The organism is Cronobacter sakazakii (assembly GCF_000982825.1).
GTDB lineage: Bacteria > Pseudomonadota > Gammaproteobacteria > Enterobacterales > Enterobacteriaceae > Cronobacter > Cronobacter sakazakii.
The window spans coordinates 3,770,362-3,788,679 of sequence record NZ_CP011047.1; the positions used below are offsets into that span (position 1 = coordinate 3,770,362).

Genomic DNA, 18,318 nt, shown 5'->3' on the forward strand with positions numbered 1-18,318 from the left:
GCGTTATGGCCGGGTCGCCCCGTTTATCACCGCCGGAACGTAGCGGTGGCGTTATTGTCATGTCGTGTGGCGGCAGTATCCTGCCGGAAGCGTTTTTTATTCACAATCGATTTAACACACCATTCACATGTTTTGCATCTGTGAAACCTGTACATTTTTTGAGAGGTTGCACTCGCTCACGCTTTTGCCGGTTGCACCTGTTAAAAATGTTAACCAGGCCCGGATTCTGAGCTTATAACCGCCCTTTCTTCGGTGCGTCATAGCAATTTCATATTTAACATTTCATTCATTTTTAAGCTTGCTGGCGAGGTCACATTTAACAAGGTTGCACAAAGTTGCAACATGATAGATATTGCCGATCATTCGCCTTTTTTATACAGACCGAGACACAGGAGTAAGGGCATGGGCACCACCACGATGGGGGTCAAGCTGGACGACGCCACCCGCGAGCGCATTAAATCCGCCGCGACGAAAATCGACCGCACGCCGCACTGGCTGATTAAACAGGCCATCTTTAATTATCTGGAACAGCTGGAGAACAGCGACGGCCTGCCGGAGCTGCCTGCGCTGCTGGCGGGCGCGGCGAACGAAAGCGATGAAGTACCAGCGCCAGTGGAAGAAACTCACCAGCCGTTCCTTGAATTCGCCGAGCAGATCCAGCCGCAGTCCGTCAGCCGTGCGGCCATCACTGCCGCCTGGCGTCGTGCGGAAACCGACGCGGTGCCGATGCTGCTGGAGCAGGCCCGTCTGCCGCAGCCGGTCGCCGAGAAAACCCACCAGCTTGCCTGGAGCCTCGCCGAGAAGCTGCGCAACCAGAAAACCGCCTCCGGCCGCGCCGGTATGGTGCAGAGCCTGTTACAGGAGTTTTCGCTCTCCTCGCAGGAAGGCGTGGCGCTGATGTGCCTTGCCGAAGCGCTGCTGCGTATCCCGGATAAAGCCACGCGTGATGCGTTGATCCGCGACAAAATCAGCAACGGCAACTGGCAGTCGCACATTGGCCGCAGCCCGTCGCTGTTTGTCAACGCCGCCACCTGGGGCCTGCTGTTTACGGGCCGTCTGGTCTCGACGCACAACGAAGCCAGCCTGTCGCGCTCGCTCAACCGCATTATTGGCAAGAGCGGCGAGCCCCTTATCCGTAAAGGCGTGGACATGGCGATGCGTCTGATGGGCGAACAATTCGTGACCGGCGAAACCATCGCCGAGGCGCTGGCCAACGCGCGCAAGCTTGAAGAGAAAGGCTTTCGTTACTCCTACGATATGCTGGGCGAAGCGGCGCTCACCGCCGCCGACGCGCAGGCTTACATGGTCTCCTACCAGCAGGCTATTCACGCCATCGGCAAAGCCTCCAACGGGCGCGGCATTTATGAAGGGCCGGGCATTTCAATTAAGCTCTCCGCCCTGCACCCGCGCTACAGCCGCGCGCAGTACGACCGCGTGATGGAAGAGCTCTACCCGCGCCTGAAATCCCTGACGCTGCTGGCGCGCCAGTATGACATCGGCATTAATATCGACGCCGAAGAGGCCGACCGCCTGGAAATCTCCCTCGATCTGCTGGAAAAACTCTGCTTTGAGCCGGAGCTGGCGGGCTGGAACGGCATCGGGTTTGTGATTCAGGCGTACCAGAAGCGCTGCCCGTTCGTTATCGATTATCTGATCGATCTCGCCACCCGCAGCCGTCGTCGTCTGATGATCCGTCTGGTGAAAGGCGCTTACTGGGACAGCGAAATCAAGCGCGCCCAGATGGAAGGCCTTGAGGGCTACCCGGTTTACACCCGCAAGGTTTACACCGACATCTCCTACCTCGCCTGCGCGAAGAAACTGCTGGCGGTGCCGAACCTTATCTACCCGCAGTTCGCCACACACAACGCCCATACGCTGGCGGCCATCTACAATCTGGCGGGCCAGAACTACTACCCCGGCCAGTATGAATTCCAGTGCCTGCACGGCATGGGCGAGCCGCTCTATGAGCAGGTGGTTGGTAAAATCAGCGACGGCAAACTGAACCGTCCGTGCCGTATTTACGCGCCGGTCGGCACCCATGAGACGCTGCTGGCCTATCTGGTGCGTCGCCTGCTTGAAAACGGTGCCAACACCTCGTTTGTGAACCGCATCGCCGATAACACGCTGTCGCTGGACGATCTGGTGGCCGACCCGGTCAGCGCAGTCGAACAGCTGGCGGCGCAGGAAGGCCGCGTCGGTCTGCCGCACCCGAAAATCCCGTTACCGCAGGATCTCTACGGCGAAGGGCGCGTTAACTCCGCCGGGCTTGATCTGGCGAACGAACACCGCCTGGCGTCGCTCTCCTCGTCGCTGCTGAACAGCGCGCTGCAAAAATGGCGCGCGCTGCCGATGCTGGAAAAAACTGTGGACGACGGCGAGCTGGCACCGGTGATTAACCCCGCCGAGCCGCGCGATATCGTCGGTTACGCCCGTGAAGCCACCGAAGCGGAAGTGGCGCAGGCGCTGGAAAGCGCGGTGAACAACGCGCCTATCTGGTTCGCCACGCCGCCGCAGGAGCGCGCCGCCATTCTTGAGCGCGCCGCCGTGCTGATGGAAGACCAGACCCAGACGCTGATTGGCATTCTGGTGCGCGAAGCGGGTAAAACCTTCGCTAACGCCATCGCCGAAGTGCGCGAGGCGGTCGACTTCCTGCGCTATTACGCAGGCCAGGTGCGTGATGATTTCGATAACGAAACCCATCGCCCGCTCGGCCCGGTCGTCTGTATCAGCCCGTGGAACTTCCCGCTGGCTATCTTTACCGGCCAGGTGGCCGCCGCGCTTGCCGCAGGCAACAGCGTGCTGGCGAAACCGGCGGAGCAGACGCCGCTTATCGCCGCTCAGGGCATTCAGATCCTGCTGGAAGCAGGCGTGCCGCAGGGCGTGGTACAGCTGCTGCCAGGGCGTGGCGAAACTGTCGGCGCGCAGCTTACGGGCGATCCGCGCGTGCGTGGTGTGATGTTCACCGGTTCAACGGAAGTGGCGACGCTGTTGCAGCGCAACATCGCCGACCGTCTCGATCCGCAGGGCCGTCCGACGCCGCTTATCGCGGAAACCGGCGGGCTGAACGCCATGATTGTCGACTCCTCCGCGCTCACGGAACAGGTGGTCGTGGATGTCGTGGCCTCAGCTTTCGACAGCGCCGGCCAGCGCTGCTCCGCGCTGCGCGTGCTCTGCCTCCAGGAAGAGATTGCCGATCACACCCTGACCATGCTGAAAGGCGCGATGGCCGAATGCCGGATGGGCAACCCTGGCCGCCTGACGACCGACATCGGACCGGTTATCGACGCCGACGCCAAAGCCGGTATCGAGCGCCATATTCAGGCGATGCGCGCCAAAGGCCGCAAAGTCTTCCAGGCCGCGCGCGACAACAGCCTTGATGCGCGTGAATGGCAGACTGGCACGTTTGTCATGCCGACGCTTATCGAGCTGGAAAGCTTTGATGAGATGAAAAAAGAGGTCTTCGGCCCGGTGCTGCACGTGGTGCGCTACAACCGCAACAACCTGGCGGGACTGATCGAGCAGATCAACAAAGCGGGCTACGGCCTGACGCTCGGCGTACACACGCGTATCGATGAAACCATCGCGCAGGTGACCGGCAGCGCGCACGTCGGCAACCTGTATGTGAACCGCAATATGGTCGGCGCCGTAGTCGGCGTGCAGCCGTTCGGCGGCGAAGGGCTGTCCGGCACCGGGCCGAAAGCGGGCGGGCCGCTCTATCTCTACCGCCTGCTGGCGAGCCGTCCGGACGCGGCGGTGCAGACGACGCTTGAGCGTCACGACGCCCGCTACGCCCAGGATGCACAGGTTAAAGCACTGATTACGCGCCCGCACCAGGCGCTGACCGAATGGGCCGCAGGCCGTCCGGAGCTTAAAGCGTTATGCGAGCACTACCTCGCGCTGTCGCAAAGCGGCGTACAGCGCACCCTGCCAGGCCCGACCGGCGAGCGCAACACCTATACCCTGCTGCCGCGCGAGCGCGTGCTGTGCCTTGCGGATAACGAGCAGGACCTGCTGGTGCAGCTCGCCGCCGCCACCAGCGCGGGCAGCCGCGTACTGTGGGTTGACGAGCCGCTGCAACGCACCCTGGCCAAACAGCTTCCGGCCGCCGTGAACGCGATTATCGACTTCGCCAAACCGGATGTGCTGTTTAGCCAGTTCTTCGACGCGGTGATTTACCACGGCGATTCCGATCAGCTGCGCGCGCTGTGCGAGAAAGTGGCCGCACGCGACGGCGCGATTGTTTCGGTACAGGGCTTCGCACGCGGGGAAACCAACCTGCTGCTGGAGCGCCTGTGGCTTGAGCGTTCGCTTAGCGTCAACACCGCCGCCGCAGGCGGCAACGCCAGCCTGATGACCATCGGCTGACGGTTGATAAACACTAAAGGCGCCCGCGGGCGCCTTTTTCTTTGGTAATACACGAACGCTTCACCGCACCCGAACACCTTCAATAATCATCCGCTGGACATTCTCGACGGTGCGGTTAAAAAACGCCTCGTCGGCGAGCGTCGCGCCGGTGACGGCTTCCACCTGGGTGGCGAAATCGGCGTAGTGCTGGGTCGTGGCCCAGATCATAAAAATCAAATGGTGCGGATCGACGGGCGCGAGCTTGCCGCTTGCCACCCAGCCGGTAATGATCGCCGATTTGGTTTCCACCAGCGCTTTTAAATCTCCCTGCAATTCAGCCATCAGAAGCGGCGCGCCCTGCAACATCTCCAGACAGAACAGCCGCGAGGCTTCGGGGAAATCGCGCGAAACCTCAAGCTTTAAACGAATGTATTCGCTGATGGCTGCGAGCGGTTGCAGATCGGCGCGAAAGGCCCGCAGCGGTGCCAGCCAGATGTCCAGAATGTGCTTTAGCACGGCGACATACAGCGCCTCTTTGGACGGAAAATAGTAGAGCAGATTGGTTTTGGACACGCCGGAGCGCTCCGCGACCTGTTCAAGCGTCGTGCCATGCAGGCCGAACTGGGAAAACAGCGTCAGGCCAGCGTCCAGTATCGCCTGTTTCTTCGCCGCTACCGCCTTTGACCGCTTGCCGGTCTCTTTTTGCGCGCCTTGTGCCATGCGCCCTCTCCTTTTTGTTTTGCTCAAGCATAGCAAAAGCGCGCTGCAGGCTCGACCTCGCTGCACTTTGATTGCGCAACGCTGCCTGTTTTCTGTGCAACGTTTTTGACCATTCAGTCCGTTTTTTTAACCGCAAAAATGCCACACTTCATCAACACAATGATAACAAAGACATTTTTAAAACTGGCATTCGCTTTGCAAAACCTTCTCTGAGCGCGGCACAGGACGTGCAGGATGCAACGCCACGCGACGGTTCTTTCACCTGCAAAAGAGAGGTTCGTGATGAAAATTGGTGTCTTTGTGCCTATCGGAAATAACGGCTGGCTGATTTCCACCCATGCCCCGCAATACATGCCGACGTTCGAGCTGAATAAAGCCATTGTGCAGAAAGCCGAGCAGCAGCAGTTCGATTTTGCGCTCTCGATGATCAAACTGCGTGGCTTCGGCGGAAAGACCGAATTCTGGGATCACAATCTGGAGTCGTTCACCTTAATGGCGGGCCTCGCCGCCGTGACCTCGCGTATACAGATTTACGCCACCGCCGCCACGCTCACCCTGCCGCCCGCGATTGTGGCGCGCATGGCGTCAACTATCGACTCCATCTCCGGCGGACGGTTTGGCGTGAATCTGGTGACCGGCTGGCAGAAGCCGGAGTATGAACAGATGGGCCTGTGGCCGGGCGATGACTACTTCTCGCGCCGCTACGACTACCTCACTGAATATGTCCATGTGCTGCGCGACCTCTGGGACACTGGACGGAGCGATTTCAAAGGCGACTACTTCACGATGAACGACTGCCGCGTCAGCCCGCGCCCGCAGCAGCCGATGAAAGTGATCTGCGCCGGCCAGAGCGACGCGGGTATGGCGTTTTCCGCACAGCACGCCGACTACAACTTCTGCTTTGGCAAGGGCGTCAACACGCCCGCCGCGTTCGCCCCGACCGCCGCGCGCATGAAGGCGGCGGCTGAAAAAGCCGGGCGCGACGTGGGTTCCTATGTGCTCTTTATGGTGATCGCCGATGAGACCGACGAAGCGGCACGCGCCAAATGGGAGCACTACAAAGCCGGTGCCGATGAAGAGGCGCTGTCGTGGCTTACCGAGCAGAGTCAGAAAGATACCCGCTCCGGCGCGGATACCAACGTGCGCCAGATGGCGGACCCGACCTCGGCGGTCAATATCAATATGGGTACGCTGGTCGGCTCTTACGCGAACGTCGCCCGGATGCTGGATGAAGTCGCCGCCGTGCCGGGCACCGAAGGCGTGCTGCTGACGTTCGACGACTTCCTGACCGGCATCGACGCCTTTGGCGAACATATTCAGCCGTTGATGCGCTGTCGCGATCATCTGCGCGTGACGCAGGAGGTGGCCTGATGAATACGATAACGCTGACGGCGCGCCCCGAGGCGCTCACCTTCGCGCCGAAACAGAGCGCGCTGATTGTGGTGGATATGCAGAACGCCTACGCAAGCCAGGGCGGCTATCTGGATCTGGCGGGGTTTGACGTCTCCGCCACCGCGCCGGTGATTGAAAACATCAAAACCGCCGTGGCGGCCGCGCGCGAGGCAGGCATGACCATCGTCTGGTTCCAGAACGGCTGGGACAGCGACTATCTCGAAGCGGGCGGCCCCGGCTCGCCAAACTTCCATAAATCGAACGCACTGAAAACCATGCGCCGCCGCCCGGAGCTGCACGGCAAGCTGCTGGCGAAAGGCGGCTGGGATTATCAGCTGGTGGATGAACTGACGCCGCTTCCCGGCGATATCGTACTGCCGAAACCGCGCTACAGCGGCTTTTTCAACACGCCGCTCGACAGCATGCTGCGCGCGCGCAATATCCGCCATCTGGTCTTTACCGGCATCGCCACCAACGTCTGCGTGGAATCAACGCTGCGCGACGGTTTCTTCCTGGAGTATTTCGGCGTGGTGCTGGAAGACGCCACGCACCAGGCCGGGCCGCCATTCGCCCAGCAGGCGGCGCTGTTTAATATCGAAACCTTTTTCGGCTGGGTGAGCGACGTGCAGAGCTTCTGCGACGCGCTCTCACCAGAAGCCCTCGCCCGCATCGCGTAAGGAGTCGTTATGCCAAAACAGGTCATTATTCCGCCCAGCACCAGCACGCCCATCGCGCCGTTTGTGCCCGGCACGCTCGCTGACGGCGTGGTCTATGTCTCCGGCACGCTGCCTTTTGATAGCGCCAACAACGTGGTGTACCCCGGCGACCCAAAGGCGCAAACCCGCCATGTGCTGGAGACGATTCGGCGCGTTATCGAAACGGCGGGCGGGACGATGGAGGACGTGACGTTCAACTCGATCTTTATTACCGACTGGAAAAACTACGCCGCGATTAACGAGATTTATGCGGAGTTTTTCCCCGGCGATAAACCGGCGCGTTTCTGTATTCAGTGCGGCCTGGTGAAACCGGAGGCGCTGGTAGAGATAGCGACAGTCGCCCATATCGGACAGCCGGGAGGCGCATGATGAAACTGCGTGTAAGCGAAGCGCCCTTTCCCGGCGCGCCGGTGATGGTGATGATTGCGGGCCTCGGCGGGCTTGGCGGTTACTGGCTGGCGCAGCAGAGCGCGCTGAGTCGCGATTATCAGGTGGTGGTGTATGACCAGCTCGGCACCGGCGATAACGCCGATACGCTACCGGAGGGCTATACGCTCGCCGATATGGCGCAGGAGCTGCACCACGCGCTGTTCATCCACGGCGTGCATCGCTATGCGGTGCTTGGCCACGCGCTTGGCGGGCTGGTGGGTCTTGAACTGGCGCTGGCGTTTCCGGAGGCGGTGAGCGCGCTGGTTATCGTTAACGGCTGGCTGTCACTCAGCGCCTGGACGCGCCGCTGCTTTGAAGCTCGCGAGCGGCTGCTGCTCGACAGCGGCCCTGAAGCGTATATCGCCGCGCAACCGCTGTTTCTCTACCCGCCGTCGTGGGCGCAGGAGAATCAGCCGCGCCTCGAAGCCGAAGAAGCGCTGCATAACGCCCATTTTCAGGGCACCGAAAACCTGCTGCGCAGGCTGTGGGCGCTGAAAAACGCCGATTATCGCGAACGCGCCGCGCGCGTTATCACGCCGGTTCAGATTATCTGCGCGCGCGATGACGTGCTGGTGCCGTGGACCTGTTCGCAGGCGTTGCACGAGGCGCTGCCCCACAGCCGTCTTGACGTGATGGACTTTGGCGGCCACGCCTGCAACATCACCGCGCCGCAGCCGTTCCATTCCCTGCTTTATGCCGGGCTGGCATCACTTGCGCCCGCGCCCCACAAGGAGACCGTATGAGCGAAGCTCTGAGCGCCAGCGCGCTCGCCACGTTATTTACCGACGCCCGCACCCACAGCGCCTGGCGGGAAACGCCCGTCAGCGACGCGCAGTTGCGCGATCTCTATGAGATGGTGCGCCTCGGCCCGACCTCCGCCAACTGCTCGCCGGGGCGGCTGCTGTTTGTCACCACGCCGCAGGCCAAAGCCCGCCTGAAACCCGCGCTCTCCAGCGGCAATGTCGACAAAACCATGCAGGCACCGGTGACCGCCATCGTCGCCTGGGACAGTGAATTTTACGAGGCGCTGCCGAGGCTGTTTCCCTATGCCGACGCCCGCGCCTGGTTCACCTCAAGCCCGGCGGTGGCTGAGGAGACTGCGTTTCGCAATAGCTCGCTACAGGCCGGGTATCTGATCATGGCCTGCCGGGCGCTGGGGCTTGATACCGGCCCGATGTCCGGCTTTGACCGCGCGGCGGTGGACGCCGAATTCTTCAGCGGCACTCCCTGGAAGAGCAATCTGCTTATCAATATCGGCTATGGCGATACCGAAAAACTGCATCCGCGCCTGCCTCGTCTTGCCTTTGAAGACGCCTGCGCGATCGTTTAAGGAGGGGTTATGAGTGAACAACAGGCTTTTCGCGATGCAATGTCCCGCCTCGGCGCGGCGGTGAATATTGTGACTACCGACGGCCCGGCGGGCATGGCGGGCTTTACCGCCTCGGCGGTGTGCAGCGTGACGGACAGCCCACCGACGCTGCTGGTGTGTCTGAACCGCAACGCCTCCGTCTGGCCGGTGTTTCAGGCCAACGGGCAGTTGTGCGTCAACACGCTCGCCGCCGGGCACGAGGCGCTCTCTGGCCTCTTCGGCGGCAAAACCCCGATGGAAGAGCGCTTCGCCGCCGCCCGCTGGCATCGCGGCGTCACCGGCTCTCCGAAGCTCGACGGCGCGGTGGTCTCCTTTGACTGCCGGGTGGAACAGGTGGTGCCGGTCTCCACCCACGACGTGCTGCTGTGCCGGGTGCTGGAAATCTCACGTAATGACGATACGCACGGGCTGGTCTGGTTTGACCGGCGTTATCACGCCCTTTCGCGCCCCGTCTGCGGGCTCGCCTCTTAGCTCCACAGGAGATACCTATGGCCAATTCCTGGTTTCCTCACTGGCGTAAACCTGCCGGCCCCGCGGGCGGCGTGGTCGCCCCGGACGAAACGCTCTCCGCCGGCCAGACGCTGGTCATGGGCGCGCAGCACGCGGTGGCGATGTTTGGCGCAACGGTACTGATGCCGCTTTTAATGGGGCTCGACCCGAATTTGTCGATTCTGATGTCCGGCATCGGCACGCTGCTGTTTTTTGTGATTACCGGCGGACGGGTGCCGAGCTATCTCGGCTCCAGCGCCGCTTTCGTGGGGGTGGTGATCGCCGCGACCGGCTTTAACGGCCAGGGGCTGAATCCGAATATGAGCGTGGCGCTGGGCGGGATTATCGCCTGCGGTTTGTTGTATACGCTTATCGGCGTGGTGGTGATGAAATCGGGCACGCGCTGGATAGAACGGCTGATGCCGCCGGTCGTCACCGGGGCCGTCGTGATGGCGATTGGGCTTAATCTCGCGCCGATTGCGGTTAAAAGCGTCTCCGCCAGCGGCTTTGACGGCTGGATGGCGGTGATGACCGTGCTCTGTATTGGCCTCGTGGCGGTGTTTACGCGCGGCATGGTGCAGCGGTTGCTGATTCTGATGGGGCTTATCGCCGCCTGGGCCCTGTATGCGCTGTTCACCAATGTGCTGGGCTTCGGCAAGCCGGTGGATTTTACGCCGGTGACGCAGGCCGCGTGGTTCGGGCTGCCCCACTTCGCCGCGCCCACGTTTAACGTGCAGGCCATCATGCTGATTGCGTCGGTTGCCGTGATTCTGGTGGCGGAAAACCTCGGGCATCTGAAAGCGGTCGCGGGCATGACGGGGCGCAATATGGACCCGTATATGGGGCGCGCGTTTGTCGGCGACGGGCTGGCGACGATGCTTTCCGGCGCGGTGGGCGGCAGCGGTGTGACGACCTATGCGGAGAATATCGGCGTGATGGCGGTGACGAAAGTCTACTCGACGCTAGTCTTCGTGGCGGCGGCGGTCATCGCCCTGCTGCTCGGCTTCTCGCCGAAATTTGGCGCGCTGATCCACACTATTCCGGCCCCGGTCATCGGCGGCGCGTCGATTGTGGTCTTCGGGCTGATTGCGGTCGCGGGCGCGCGTATCTGGGTGCAAAACCATGTGGATCTGAGCCAGAACGGCAACCTGATTATGGTGGCGGTAACGCTGGTGCTGGGCGCGGGTGATTTTGCGCTCACGGCAGGCGGCTTTACGCTTGGCGGCATCGGCACCGCGACCTTTGGAGCGATTGCGCTCAATGCGCTGTTAAGCCGCAAACAGGCGCAGACGCCGGAGCCGGTACTTGCGCCACAGGAGCCGCCCCCGCAGGCATAAAAAAACCGCCGGGAATGCCCGGCGGTCAGGGGTGCTATTAACCTTTGACGTACATAGAATGGTTAATAACGGTCATGCGAGGCGCTAGCTACGTCCGCCGCCATGACTGTTTTTACCCCCTTTTTTCCCGGCTTCGGAGGCGCGTTGCGGGTCATTTTTGAAGTTCCCGCCGCTGTGCTGGCCACCTTTACGACCTGCTTCTGATGCTCTGTCACGATCTTCTGCGAAATTACCTGAACCACCACGATGGTTTGCCATTTCTGACCTCCAGATTGTGTGAATCATTAGACATCATACTGCATTCAGTAAAAGAGGATTCTTTCACCTCACGGCACTGGCCGGAGCCGTTATCGTTGCCGCGTGATTAAAAGCTTAGCCAGGGTGCCCGACCTCGCCACTTTTCGGAAACATTTAGCAACATCAATCTGGCGTTTCGCCCGTAAAACTGACGAAACGATTAATAAGGCATTCTTATGATTGAAAAATTTCAGCGCTTAAAAAATGTGATCTAATGCTACAAACACCCCATTCATAGATAAGCTCTTATTTTTAAAGATTTTTTAGCTGCCGGTTTGCACTCTGCCATCAGGGGCATATGCTTTATAGATGAGCGCAGCGATAACGGCTGTGGCAACCACTGATACAGGAGCAAGGCTGATGGCGAAAGTTCTGGTGCTTTATTATTCCATGTATGGGCATGTCGAAACGCTGGCGCACGCAGTGGCGGAAGGCGCCGAAAAGGTTCAGGGCGCGGAAGTGACAATTAAGCGCGTGCCGGAAACTATGCAGGCGGAAGCCTTCGCGAAAGCGGGCGGGAAAACGCAAAATGCGCCGGTCGCCACGCCGCAGGAGCTCGCCGATTACGACGCGATTATCGTCGGCACCCCGACCCGCTTTGGCAATATGTCCGGTCAGATGCGTACCTTCTTTGACCAGACCGGCGGCCTGTGGGCCTCCGGCGCGCTGTACGGCAAACTGGCGAGCGTGTTTAGCTCAACCGGTACGGGCGGCGGTCAGGAGCACACGATCTCCTCCACATGGACTACGCTTGCTCATCATGGAATGATCATTGTGCCTATCGGTTACGGGGCGCAGGAGCTGTTTGATATTTCCACGGTTCGCGGCGGAACGCCTTACGGCGCGACCACCATCGCAGGCGGCGACGGTTCACGCCAGCCAAGCCAGGAAGAACTGGCGATCGCCCGCTATCAGGGCGAATACGTGGCGGGCCTCGCCGTCAAAATGAAAGGCTAACTCACTTCACTGGAGGAAAGCATGCCAACACAAGAATCGAAAACCCATCACGTGGGGGAATGGGCCAGCCTGCGTAATACGTCCCCTGAGATCGCCGAAGCGATTTTTGAAGTGGCCGATTATGACGAGGTGATGGCCGAGAAAATCTGGGAAGAAGGCAGCGACGAAGTGCTCATTCGCGCCTTTAAGAAAACCGATAAAGATTCGCTCTTCTGGGGCGAACAGACGATCGAACGTAAAAACGTCTGACGCTTCGGCCCTCTGCGTATGCAGAGGGCTTCGTTTTATGGTTGCGCGCGCTGCGCTGCCAGCTGTTTCTCAAAAGCCGCCCGCGACTGCGCGACATAGCGCGCCAGCCCTGCCTTATCGATAAACGCGTTATTCTCTCCCCTCGCCTTGCGCGCCATTTTATCCATCAGGCCAAAACGCTCGCCTTTGTTGGCAAGAAAAATATCCACCTGTTGCGCCTCAAGCCGCGCAAAACTGCGACGGATATCTTCCACCAGTGTCGGATAGTTGCGGTTGTTGATAAGCGGATACCCCGGCGTCGCGAGGCTGTCGGCATAGATAAGCGTTTTACCGTCAGCGAGTGTGACTTTCCATGAGGTCGCTCCCGGAAGATGGCCTGGCGTGAAAATGGCCGCAAGCGTCACGCCGCCCAGATGCCACTGCTGCCCGTCCTGCGCTTCCATATCCACCGTCACTGGCGGGAACGGCAGCGCGTCGCCCAGCGCGAAATCCTCTTTACCACCGCGCGCCATCTGCTCTGCATTGGCGTGGCTTGCGATAACGCGCGCGCCGCTCCACGCTTTAAGCCTCGCGATGCCGCCCGCCTGATCGAGTCGCGCATGGCTGTTCGCGATGTAGCGAATATCGGCCATGCGAAAACCGAGCGCTTCAATGTTGCGCCTGATTTGCGGCGCGCTGGCATCAAGACCCGCGTCAATCAGAATGTGGCCCTGCGGCGTGGTAAGCAGCACCGACGAGAGGTTTTCGGTGCCGACGTACCAGACGCCAGGCCAGATGGCGAAGGGCTGAACGGGCTTCGCCCAGGCTTCAAAAAGGGAATACGGCGGTGCCTCGGCGAGCGGCTGGGCGGGGTCGAGCGCGGCATGCGCGGGTACAGAGAGCAGTGACATCAGACAAGAAAAAAGTGCGATACGGGGTTTCATTATCATCTCCTGAATAAGGAGACGCAGTATAATCAGCGCCTTTTTAATGCGGCTCAATTGGAATGACATCTGATGAATATCCTGCAACTGGATATGAACCTGCTGAAAGTGCTCTATGTGATGCTACAGACGGGTACGACCGGCGAGACGGCGCAGCGGCTGAATATTACGCCTTCCGCCGTGAGCCACGCGCTCTCGCGCCTGCGTGAAGCGCTGGGCGATCCGCTGTTTCGACGCGAAGGGAACCGCCAGCATCCAACGCCTTTTGCACAGGCGCTGCGCGATAAACTGGTGCCGCTGTTCGTTTCGCTGAATGAAGAGATGTTCGGCGAGCCGCAGCCGCACGAGCGGCGTTTTCGGGTGGTGGTGCCGCCCGCGCTCAATACGCTGCTCGCCCCTGTTCTTGCGCAAAAAGCGCATCAGGCGCAGGCGAGCGTCGAGTGCGTGGCGTTCGAGCGGCGCGCCTGGCGTGACGATCTGGTGGATGGGTCAATTGATCTGCTGCTGGCGGTGGGCGATCACCAGAAGCAGCTTAGCGCGCTGCACTATGAGCGCGTCGGGCAGACGCGGCTGGTTATCCTTTATGGCCCGCCGCTTCGCCCTGCGCTTGCCGGGCAAAAGAGCCTGACGCTTGCAGGGCTGTGCGACTACCCGCATGCCTATTGTCACCCGTGGCCACAGCCAGAAAACGAGCTGGATCGCCAGCTGGCGCGCAGTGGACTGACGCGGCGGCTGGGGTTTATCGGCACCGATTACGCCCAGCTTCCCGGCGCGCTGCGCGAAGCGCCGCTACTGGCGGTGGTGCCCTGGCCATGGTTTGCCACGCTCAAAGATAACGCGCAGCTCTCGATGCTGGAGCTTGACGATGAAAAAGCGCTCGGCAGTCTTTTTTTGCAGTACCGCACCTCGACGGTGCCATGGAAAAAGCGTCTGATAAGCGCGGTACGTCAGGCGCTAACGCCCTGGTATCATTGAGAATCTTCTCAAATGCACTGAGGGAGCCTCAAGGCTGGCTACACTGGATTCATGTACTCATTACTCCTGAGATACATGCTCGATGTGAATCCCCTGATACTGTTATTTCCTGCCCGGTGGGCAGGATTTTTTTTGCCTGTTACAGGGAGAGCGAAACTAATCGTTATGGCGTGGCGGCATCGGGTGACGGCGGTGTCAGCAGCACATAGCGATAGAGAAGCTGATTAAGCCGGGTGGCGGTTTCCTGACGCAGCGCACCAGGCTCAACGCCCTGCTGGCGCTGCTCTGCCATCTGACGCAGCAACTCCTCCGCAGGCGGCATGGCGGCAAACGCCTGGTGAATATTAAACACCATCGTTTTAAGCTCGCTGCCGGTCAGGTATTTCCCCCGCCGCTCATCCAGCGCGTTGAGCCGCGCGGTCAATTCGTCAAGCTGCGTCATGCCACGGCGCCAGCCATCCAGATTTTGCAGCGGCAGCGCCGCGGCGCTCATCTGCTGACGCCATTCGCGGGTCAGCGTTTGTACCTGGGCGTGCTGAGGCAAAAGTTGGCCCGCCTGGCGCACCAGCTCACAGGCAAAACGGATATTGCGATCGGGCGGCAGCGTTGTCAGCCACCCCAGACGCTGGCGCGTTTGCGTCAGGAGCATAGCAGGATCAATCTGGCGCGCCTGTTCCGGTGTGATGGTGGCACTGTCTGCCATCTGCGGCCACGCGCGAAGTGACGCCGCAATCCGCGCCTGCACTGGATCGGGGCGGTGATACGCCTGCCAGCCCATCAACACGGCGCTGCCCGCCACCAGCATAGTGAGCATCCCGGCGATGAACGGCTTCAGGCTACGGCGCGTTAGCATGTGAGCCGATGCCACGTCTGGCGCAGGCACGCTGTCCGGAACATACACCCGGCGGATATCATCATCCGTCTGCGGATCGTTAACCGTCACCGCGCGCTCCTTCAGCGTCACTTCACTCTGCCCCGCGTCATTTTCCAGCCGCGCCGCTGCGTTTTGCAGATGCAGACGCAGCGCGTCCATCTGACTGACATGCTTAAGCTCAAGGCGCTCCAGCACCGTGATAATACGTGTCAGGTGCTGCTCCGCCTGATAGAGCGCGCCGAGATCCGCATAACGCAACGAGAAAGTGCGCAGCGTCTGCTGCACACGCTGGCTGAGGCCGCTTAAAATCTCCATTCGCGCGTGTACCGGCTGCGGCCACAGGTTGCCCCACTGGCGCGAGATGAGCGCCTCGAGGATCGCCAGCCCTTCGTTAAGACCGGGCAACCCCAGCAAGCGCAGACGCGCCTGCGTATACCAGGCGGCGGTTTGCAGCTCGACACCATTGCGCTCAAAGAGCGAGAGCGACAGCTGTTCGACCCGCCGCCAGTCCACATCCGGGCGCGCCGGGTGCGTGAGTTTGCCGAGCTCTTCGCGAAGCGCGGCGTAGTCCGGCAGCAGGCGCGGATCGCTGCCGGTTTTCAGATGACGTTCGGTGGACGTGTCCATAATATCCCTGTCCTGAAGGCCGCTCAGATCGCGGCGCGGTTATCCATAAACTGCTGTTGTTTGAGGTGGCGGATCAGCACCCGCCCTTCTGGCATAAACGCCGTGCCGTAGCGCACCAGCCCCACGCCTTTCAGCTCGGCGTCGATGGCATAGCGCAGCTCGCCGGGAAGGGATTGCGGGAGCATCACAACGTTGATCCGTTTCAGACGCGGCTCATATTTCAGCAATACGGCAGAGAGCGCGCTGATGAGTTCATGGGCGGTGCCGGGCATACCCTGAAGAATTTTGGTCAGATCCGGCAGGCCGTAATCCGGCAGATGTTTGAGGCTACCGGCGCGGGTATTGAGAATGCGCTGCATGTTATCGAGCACCGACAAAATGACCTGATTTTCTTCGCTGACCGCATCCAGCGGCAGGCCGCCGTCGAAATTGCCGTAGAGTATTTCATAGAGCGATGGCGAGAGAGGGGTTTCGGGCATCATTTTCTCCTTCCATGAATAAGGTGATGACTTAGCTGCATAACACGGCGGCGCGCGCCGGATCGATGGCGATAAGTGCCGCCAGCAGCTGTTCCATATCAGTTTGCAGGCGCGCTTTCTCCGCGTCGCTACGCCCGGCTTTCATACGCAGCAACCGCAGCCGTCTGGCACCCACTTCAAAAAGCAGCGCCGGCTCCCATTGTGCAAGCGTCATTTGCGACGCGCCCGCGTCCAGCGCGGCAAGCAGATGCAGCGCCAGATCGTTTTTGCCGTATTGCTCCGCCAGACGCGCCATCAGCAGGCGCAAAAGCCAGCGCTGGCGCGGTGTGGTGAGCGCGGGCCGGGTCTGTAGCCAGCCGAGTGCTGCGTCAATACCGTCGCTGTCGGCGAGCGCGACGGCTTCCGGCTCCAGTTGCAGTACCTCGTCATCGGCGGCGCTGCCAGCGTCCACAACGTGCGCTGCGTCAGGGCCGGAGGCATTCTCGCGCACCTGCTGCGCGATCCAGTGTTGCGTTACCTCATCGGCAAACGGCGTGCCGTCGCTAAACGCCAGCGTCTCAAGGCCGGGCAGCCGGTTTAACAGCCCGTTCAGATCGGCGCGAATGATGCCTGCCAGTGTCTCCTTACCAGACTTCTGCAGCGCTTCGTGAAGATACCACTGCAAATCGAGCCACAGATGGCTGGCACCGCGCGCAAAGAGGCTGTCGGCCTGCTCCAGCAGCTCAAGCCAGCTCTGCTGAAGCCAGAGCCTCTTCAACAATGCGCGCTGGTCGGCCTTCGGGGGTTCTATGCGGGTGCGTCCGTCGCCTGCGAGCGGCGGCAACTGGTGAAGGGTGTCGTGACGCAGGCTTTTCATCATGCGGTGGGCGGCGAGCCAGCCGTCAGGCTGATTACGCAGGTAGTCGGCAAGCTGACGGGCCTGATCCAGCAGATCGCGCCCGGACGTAATTGCGCTGATAACAGGCGCAGCCGTGGGCTGCGACGCGTTGCTGTCGCTGGTGGTTTGCGGCACCACCGCATCCACGCCGCCCGCTTTCATCAGCCGCGCTTCCAGCGCGCCGTAAAGCGCGCTTAATGACGGACGCGCGGAAGGCTCCTCCTGCGCCAGCGCCTGTTCAATCAACAACAGCGCGCCCGCGGTGCGCCGGGCGTCATCGCGCGTCACTTCCGGGTAAAGCGACAGGCTGTCGAGCACGCGCGAGCCCGCAAGCCACTCCAGCGCCGCCTGACGACTGCGCGCGCGCTGCGGGTGCAACGACGTGCCAAAACGCGCAAGCAGCGCGGCGAGCAGTTCCAGCCCTTCGGCAAAACCAGCCTCGCCCTCCTGGTGCAGCCGCGACCACGCATAATAGGTGGCGACACGAATATCTTTCGATGCCGTGATCAGCACTTTTTCTGCCAGCTCGCCGATAAGCGTGAGATCGGCACCGGAAAGCTTATTCACCTCCTCGCGGATCTGCTGGAAATCGTCGTCATAACCCGGATCGTCCCCGGTGGGGGCCGTGGTGATGATGGGTTGAAGCCATTTTTCCCAGAGCGCGAGACGCGCCTGCGCCTGGGCGGCCAGTTCATCTGTCTGCGCCTGACAACTTTCCAGCACTGTCTGCAGCGATGCCATTGTTTCTCTCCCTGAAACGAAACCGCCAGCTCCGCCACAAGACGGGAAGCATTTATTTAACAGCGGGTTAAAGCGCAGATGCTACGCACGCAAGAGACATTCACAAGCAATGGGCAACGGGCAGATGTAAACAGAGTTTACGCATCAGGAGAGGTGTTCTGCGGCGAGGCGCTGGCTGCATGCCACAGGAATGTTGTCTTCAGTAACAAACTTACTGCAAGCGTTTAAGGAAAGACTGATGACACATGAGAGATAAAACGAAAAAGGGGACGCCTTTCGGCATCCCCTTAAATTGGTTGGCGGAAGCGCAGAGATTCGAACTCTGGAACCCTTTCGGGTCGCCGGTTTTCAAGACCGGTGCCTTCAACCGCTCGGCCACACTTCCGCAATGACGCGAACTATAAACATCCCCCTGCGCCGTGTAAAGCCCGAATGTGTTCGATTGCCTTAAAAACAGCCAAAAGCACGCTAATTGACTGAAATACCGGCACAACGATCACAAATACAGCAGCTTTACGGGCAA

General features: G+C 60.7%; 17 protein-coding genes and 1 tRNA gene. 11 read left to right on the forward strand and 7 right to left on the reverse strand.

Annotated elements, in window-relative coordinates; translation table 11 throughout:
• The first annotated feature begins 402 nt into the window (after window positions 1-402).
• Entirely contained in the window at window positions 403-4,365 is a 3,963-nt protein-coding gene (putA, locus tag CSK29544_RS18005) for a trifunctional transcriptional regulator/proline dehydrogenase/L-glutamate gamma-semialdehyde dehydrogenase (RefSeq protein ID WP_007898014.1), read from the forward strand.
• A gap of 60 nt (window positions 4,366-4,425) precedes the next feature.
• On the opposite strand, the gene rutR is transcribed toward putA, so the two are convergent.
• Window positions 4,426-5,064: an HTH-type transcriptional regulator RutR gene (gene rutR, locus CSK29544_RS18010; protein ID WP_007898015.1), complete on the reverse strand. Its 639-nt coding sequence runs from the start codon at window positions 5,062-5,064 to the stop codon at window positions 4,426-4,428.
• Window positions 5,065-5,346: 282 nt separating this feature from the next.
• Here rutR and rutA point away from each other — a divergent pair, with 282 nt between their 5' ends.
• Genes rutA through rutG form a run of 7 tightly spaced genes read left to right on the forward strand, consistent with a single transcriptional unit; the run spans window position 5,347 to window position 10,796 of the window.
• A complete protein-coding gene (rutA, locus tag CSK29544_RS18015; protein ID WP_029038935.1) occupies window positions 5,347-6,435 on the forward strand; it encodes a pyrimidine utilization protein A in 1,089 nt (362 codons plus the stop codon).
• Window positions 6,435-7,133, forward strand: coding sequence for a pyrimidine utilization protein B (gene rutB, locus CSK29544_RS18020; protein ID WP_007898017.1), 699 nt, complete (start codon window positions 6,435-6,437; stop codon window positions 7,131-7,133). The genes rutA and rutB overlap by 1 nt, the downstream gene beginning before the upstream one ends.
• A 9-nt stretch (window positions 7,134-7,142) precedes the next feature.
• Complete coding sequence (rutC, locus tag CSK29544_RS18025) at window positions 7,143-7,541, forward strand: pyrimidine utilization protein C (RefSeq protein ID WP_007898018.1); 399 nt, start codon at window positions 7,143-7,145, stop codon at window positions 7,539-7,541.
• Window positions 7,541-8,344 (forward strand): pyrimidine utilization protein D, encoded by an 804-nt coding sequence (gene rutD / locus CSK29544_RS18030; RefSeq protein ID WP_007898019.1) that lies wholly within the window; start codon window positions 7,541-7,543, stop codon window positions 8,342-8,344. Before rutC ends, rutD begins: the two co-directional genes overlap by 1 nt.
• Window positions 8,341-8,931, forward strand: coding sequence for a malonic semialdehyde reductase (locus tag CSK29544_RS18035; RefSeq protein ID WP_007898020.1), 591 nt, complete (start codon window positions 8,341-8,343; stop codon window positions 8,929-8,931). The genes rutD and CSK29544_RS18035 overlap by 4 nt, the downstream gene beginning before the upstream one ends.
• 9 nt (window positions 8,932-8,940) lie before the next feature.
• Window positions 8,941-9,441, forward strand: a complete 501-nt coding sequence (gene rutF / locus CSK29544_RS18040; protein WP_007898021.1) for an NADH-dependent FMN reductase RutF — start codon at window positions 8,941-8,943, stop codon at window positions 9,439-9,441.
• A gap of 17 nt (window positions 9,442-9,458) precedes the next feature.
• Window positions 9,459-10,796 carry a pyrimidine utilization transport protein G gene (gene rutG, locus CSK29544_RS18045; protein ID WP_007898022.1) on the forward strand — a complete coding sequence of 446 codons (1,338 nt, stop codon included), beginning with the start codon at window positions 9,459-9,461 and terminating at the stop codon, window positions 10,794-10,796.
• An 84-nt stretch (window positions 10,797-10,880) separates the two neighbouring features.
• Here the strand turns inward: rutG and CSK29544_RS18050 are convergent, their stop codons facing one another.
• The gene (locus CSK29544_RS18050) at window positions 10,881-11,054 is read right to left on the reverse strand and encodes a con-10 family general stress protein (RefSeq protein ID WP_007866642.1); all 174 of its coding nucleotides are present in this window, start codon (window positions 11,052-11,054) and stop codon (window positions 10,881-10,883) included.
• A gap of 399 nt (window positions 11,055-11,453) precedes the next feature.
• Here CSK29544_RS18050 and wrbA point away from each other — a divergent pair, with 399 nt between their 5' ends.
• Complete coding sequence (wrbA, locus tag CSK29544_RS18055) at window positions 11,454-12,050, forward strand: NAD(P)H:quinone oxidoreductase (protein WP_007898023.1); 597 nt, start codon at window positions 11,454-11,456, stop codon at window positions 12,048-12,050.
• 21 nt (window positions 12,051-12,071) lie between these two features.
• The gene (locus CSK29544_RS18060) at window positions 12,072-12,299 is read left to right on the forward strand and encodes a YccJ family protein (protein WP_004385405.1); all 228 of its coding nucleotides are present in this window, start codon (window positions 12,072-12,074) and stop codon (window positions 12,297-12,299) included.
• A 35-nt stretch (window positions 12,300-12,334) separates the two neighbouring features.
• On the opposite strand, the gene blaCSR is transcribed toward CSK29544_RS18060, so the two are convergent.
• Window positions 12,335-13,222 carry a CSR family subclass B3 metallo-beta-lactamase-like protein gene (gene blaCSR, locus CSK29544_RS18065; protein ID WP_029038934.1) on the reverse strand — a complete coding sequence of 296 codons (888 nt, stop codon included), beginning with the start codon at window positions 13,220-13,222 and terminating at the stop codon, window positions 12,335-12,337.
• A gap of 72 nt (window positions 13,223-13,294) precedes the next feature.
• Between blaCSR and CSK29544_RS18070 the strand changes: the two genes are divergently transcribed.
• Window positions 13,295-14,197: a LysR family transcriptional regulator gene (locus CSK29544_RS18070; RefSeq protein WP_007898025.1), complete on the forward strand. Its 903-nt coding sequence runs from the start codon at window positions 13,295-13,297 to the stop codon at window positions 14,195-14,197.
• 163 nt (window positions 14,198-14,360) lie between these two features.
• Here the strand turns inward: CSK29544_RS18070 and CSK29544_RS18075 are convergent, their stop codons facing one another.
• The 4 genes from CSK29544_RS18075 to CSK29544_RS18090 form a co-directional block, all read right to left on the reverse strand.
• Complete coding sequence (locus tag CSK29544_RS18075) at window positions 14,361-15,698, reverse strand: VasL domain-containing protein (protein ID WP_029038933.1); 1,338 nt, start codon at window positions 15,696-15,698, stop codon at window positions 14,361-14,363.
• Window positions 15,699-15,721: 23 nt separating this feature from the next.
• Window positions 15,722-16,177, reverse strand: a complete 456-nt coding sequence (gene tssE / locus CSK29544_RS18080) for a type VI secretion system baseplate subunit TssE (RefSeq protein ID WP_007898028.1) — start codon at window positions 16,175-16,177, stop codon at window positions 15,722-15,724.
• Between the two features lie 31 nt (window positions 16,178-16,208).
• A complete protein-coding gene (gene tssA / locus CSK29544_RS18085) occupies window positions 16,209-17,795 on the reverse strand; it encodes a type VI secretion system protein TssA (protein ID WP_007898029.1) in 1,587 nt (528 codons plus the stop codon).
• 297 nt (window positions 17,796-18,092) lie between these two features.
• Window positions 18,093-18,180 (reverse strand) — tRNA-Ser (locus CSK29544_RS18090).
• Between the last annotated feature and the right edge of the window lie 138 nt (window positions 18,181-18,318).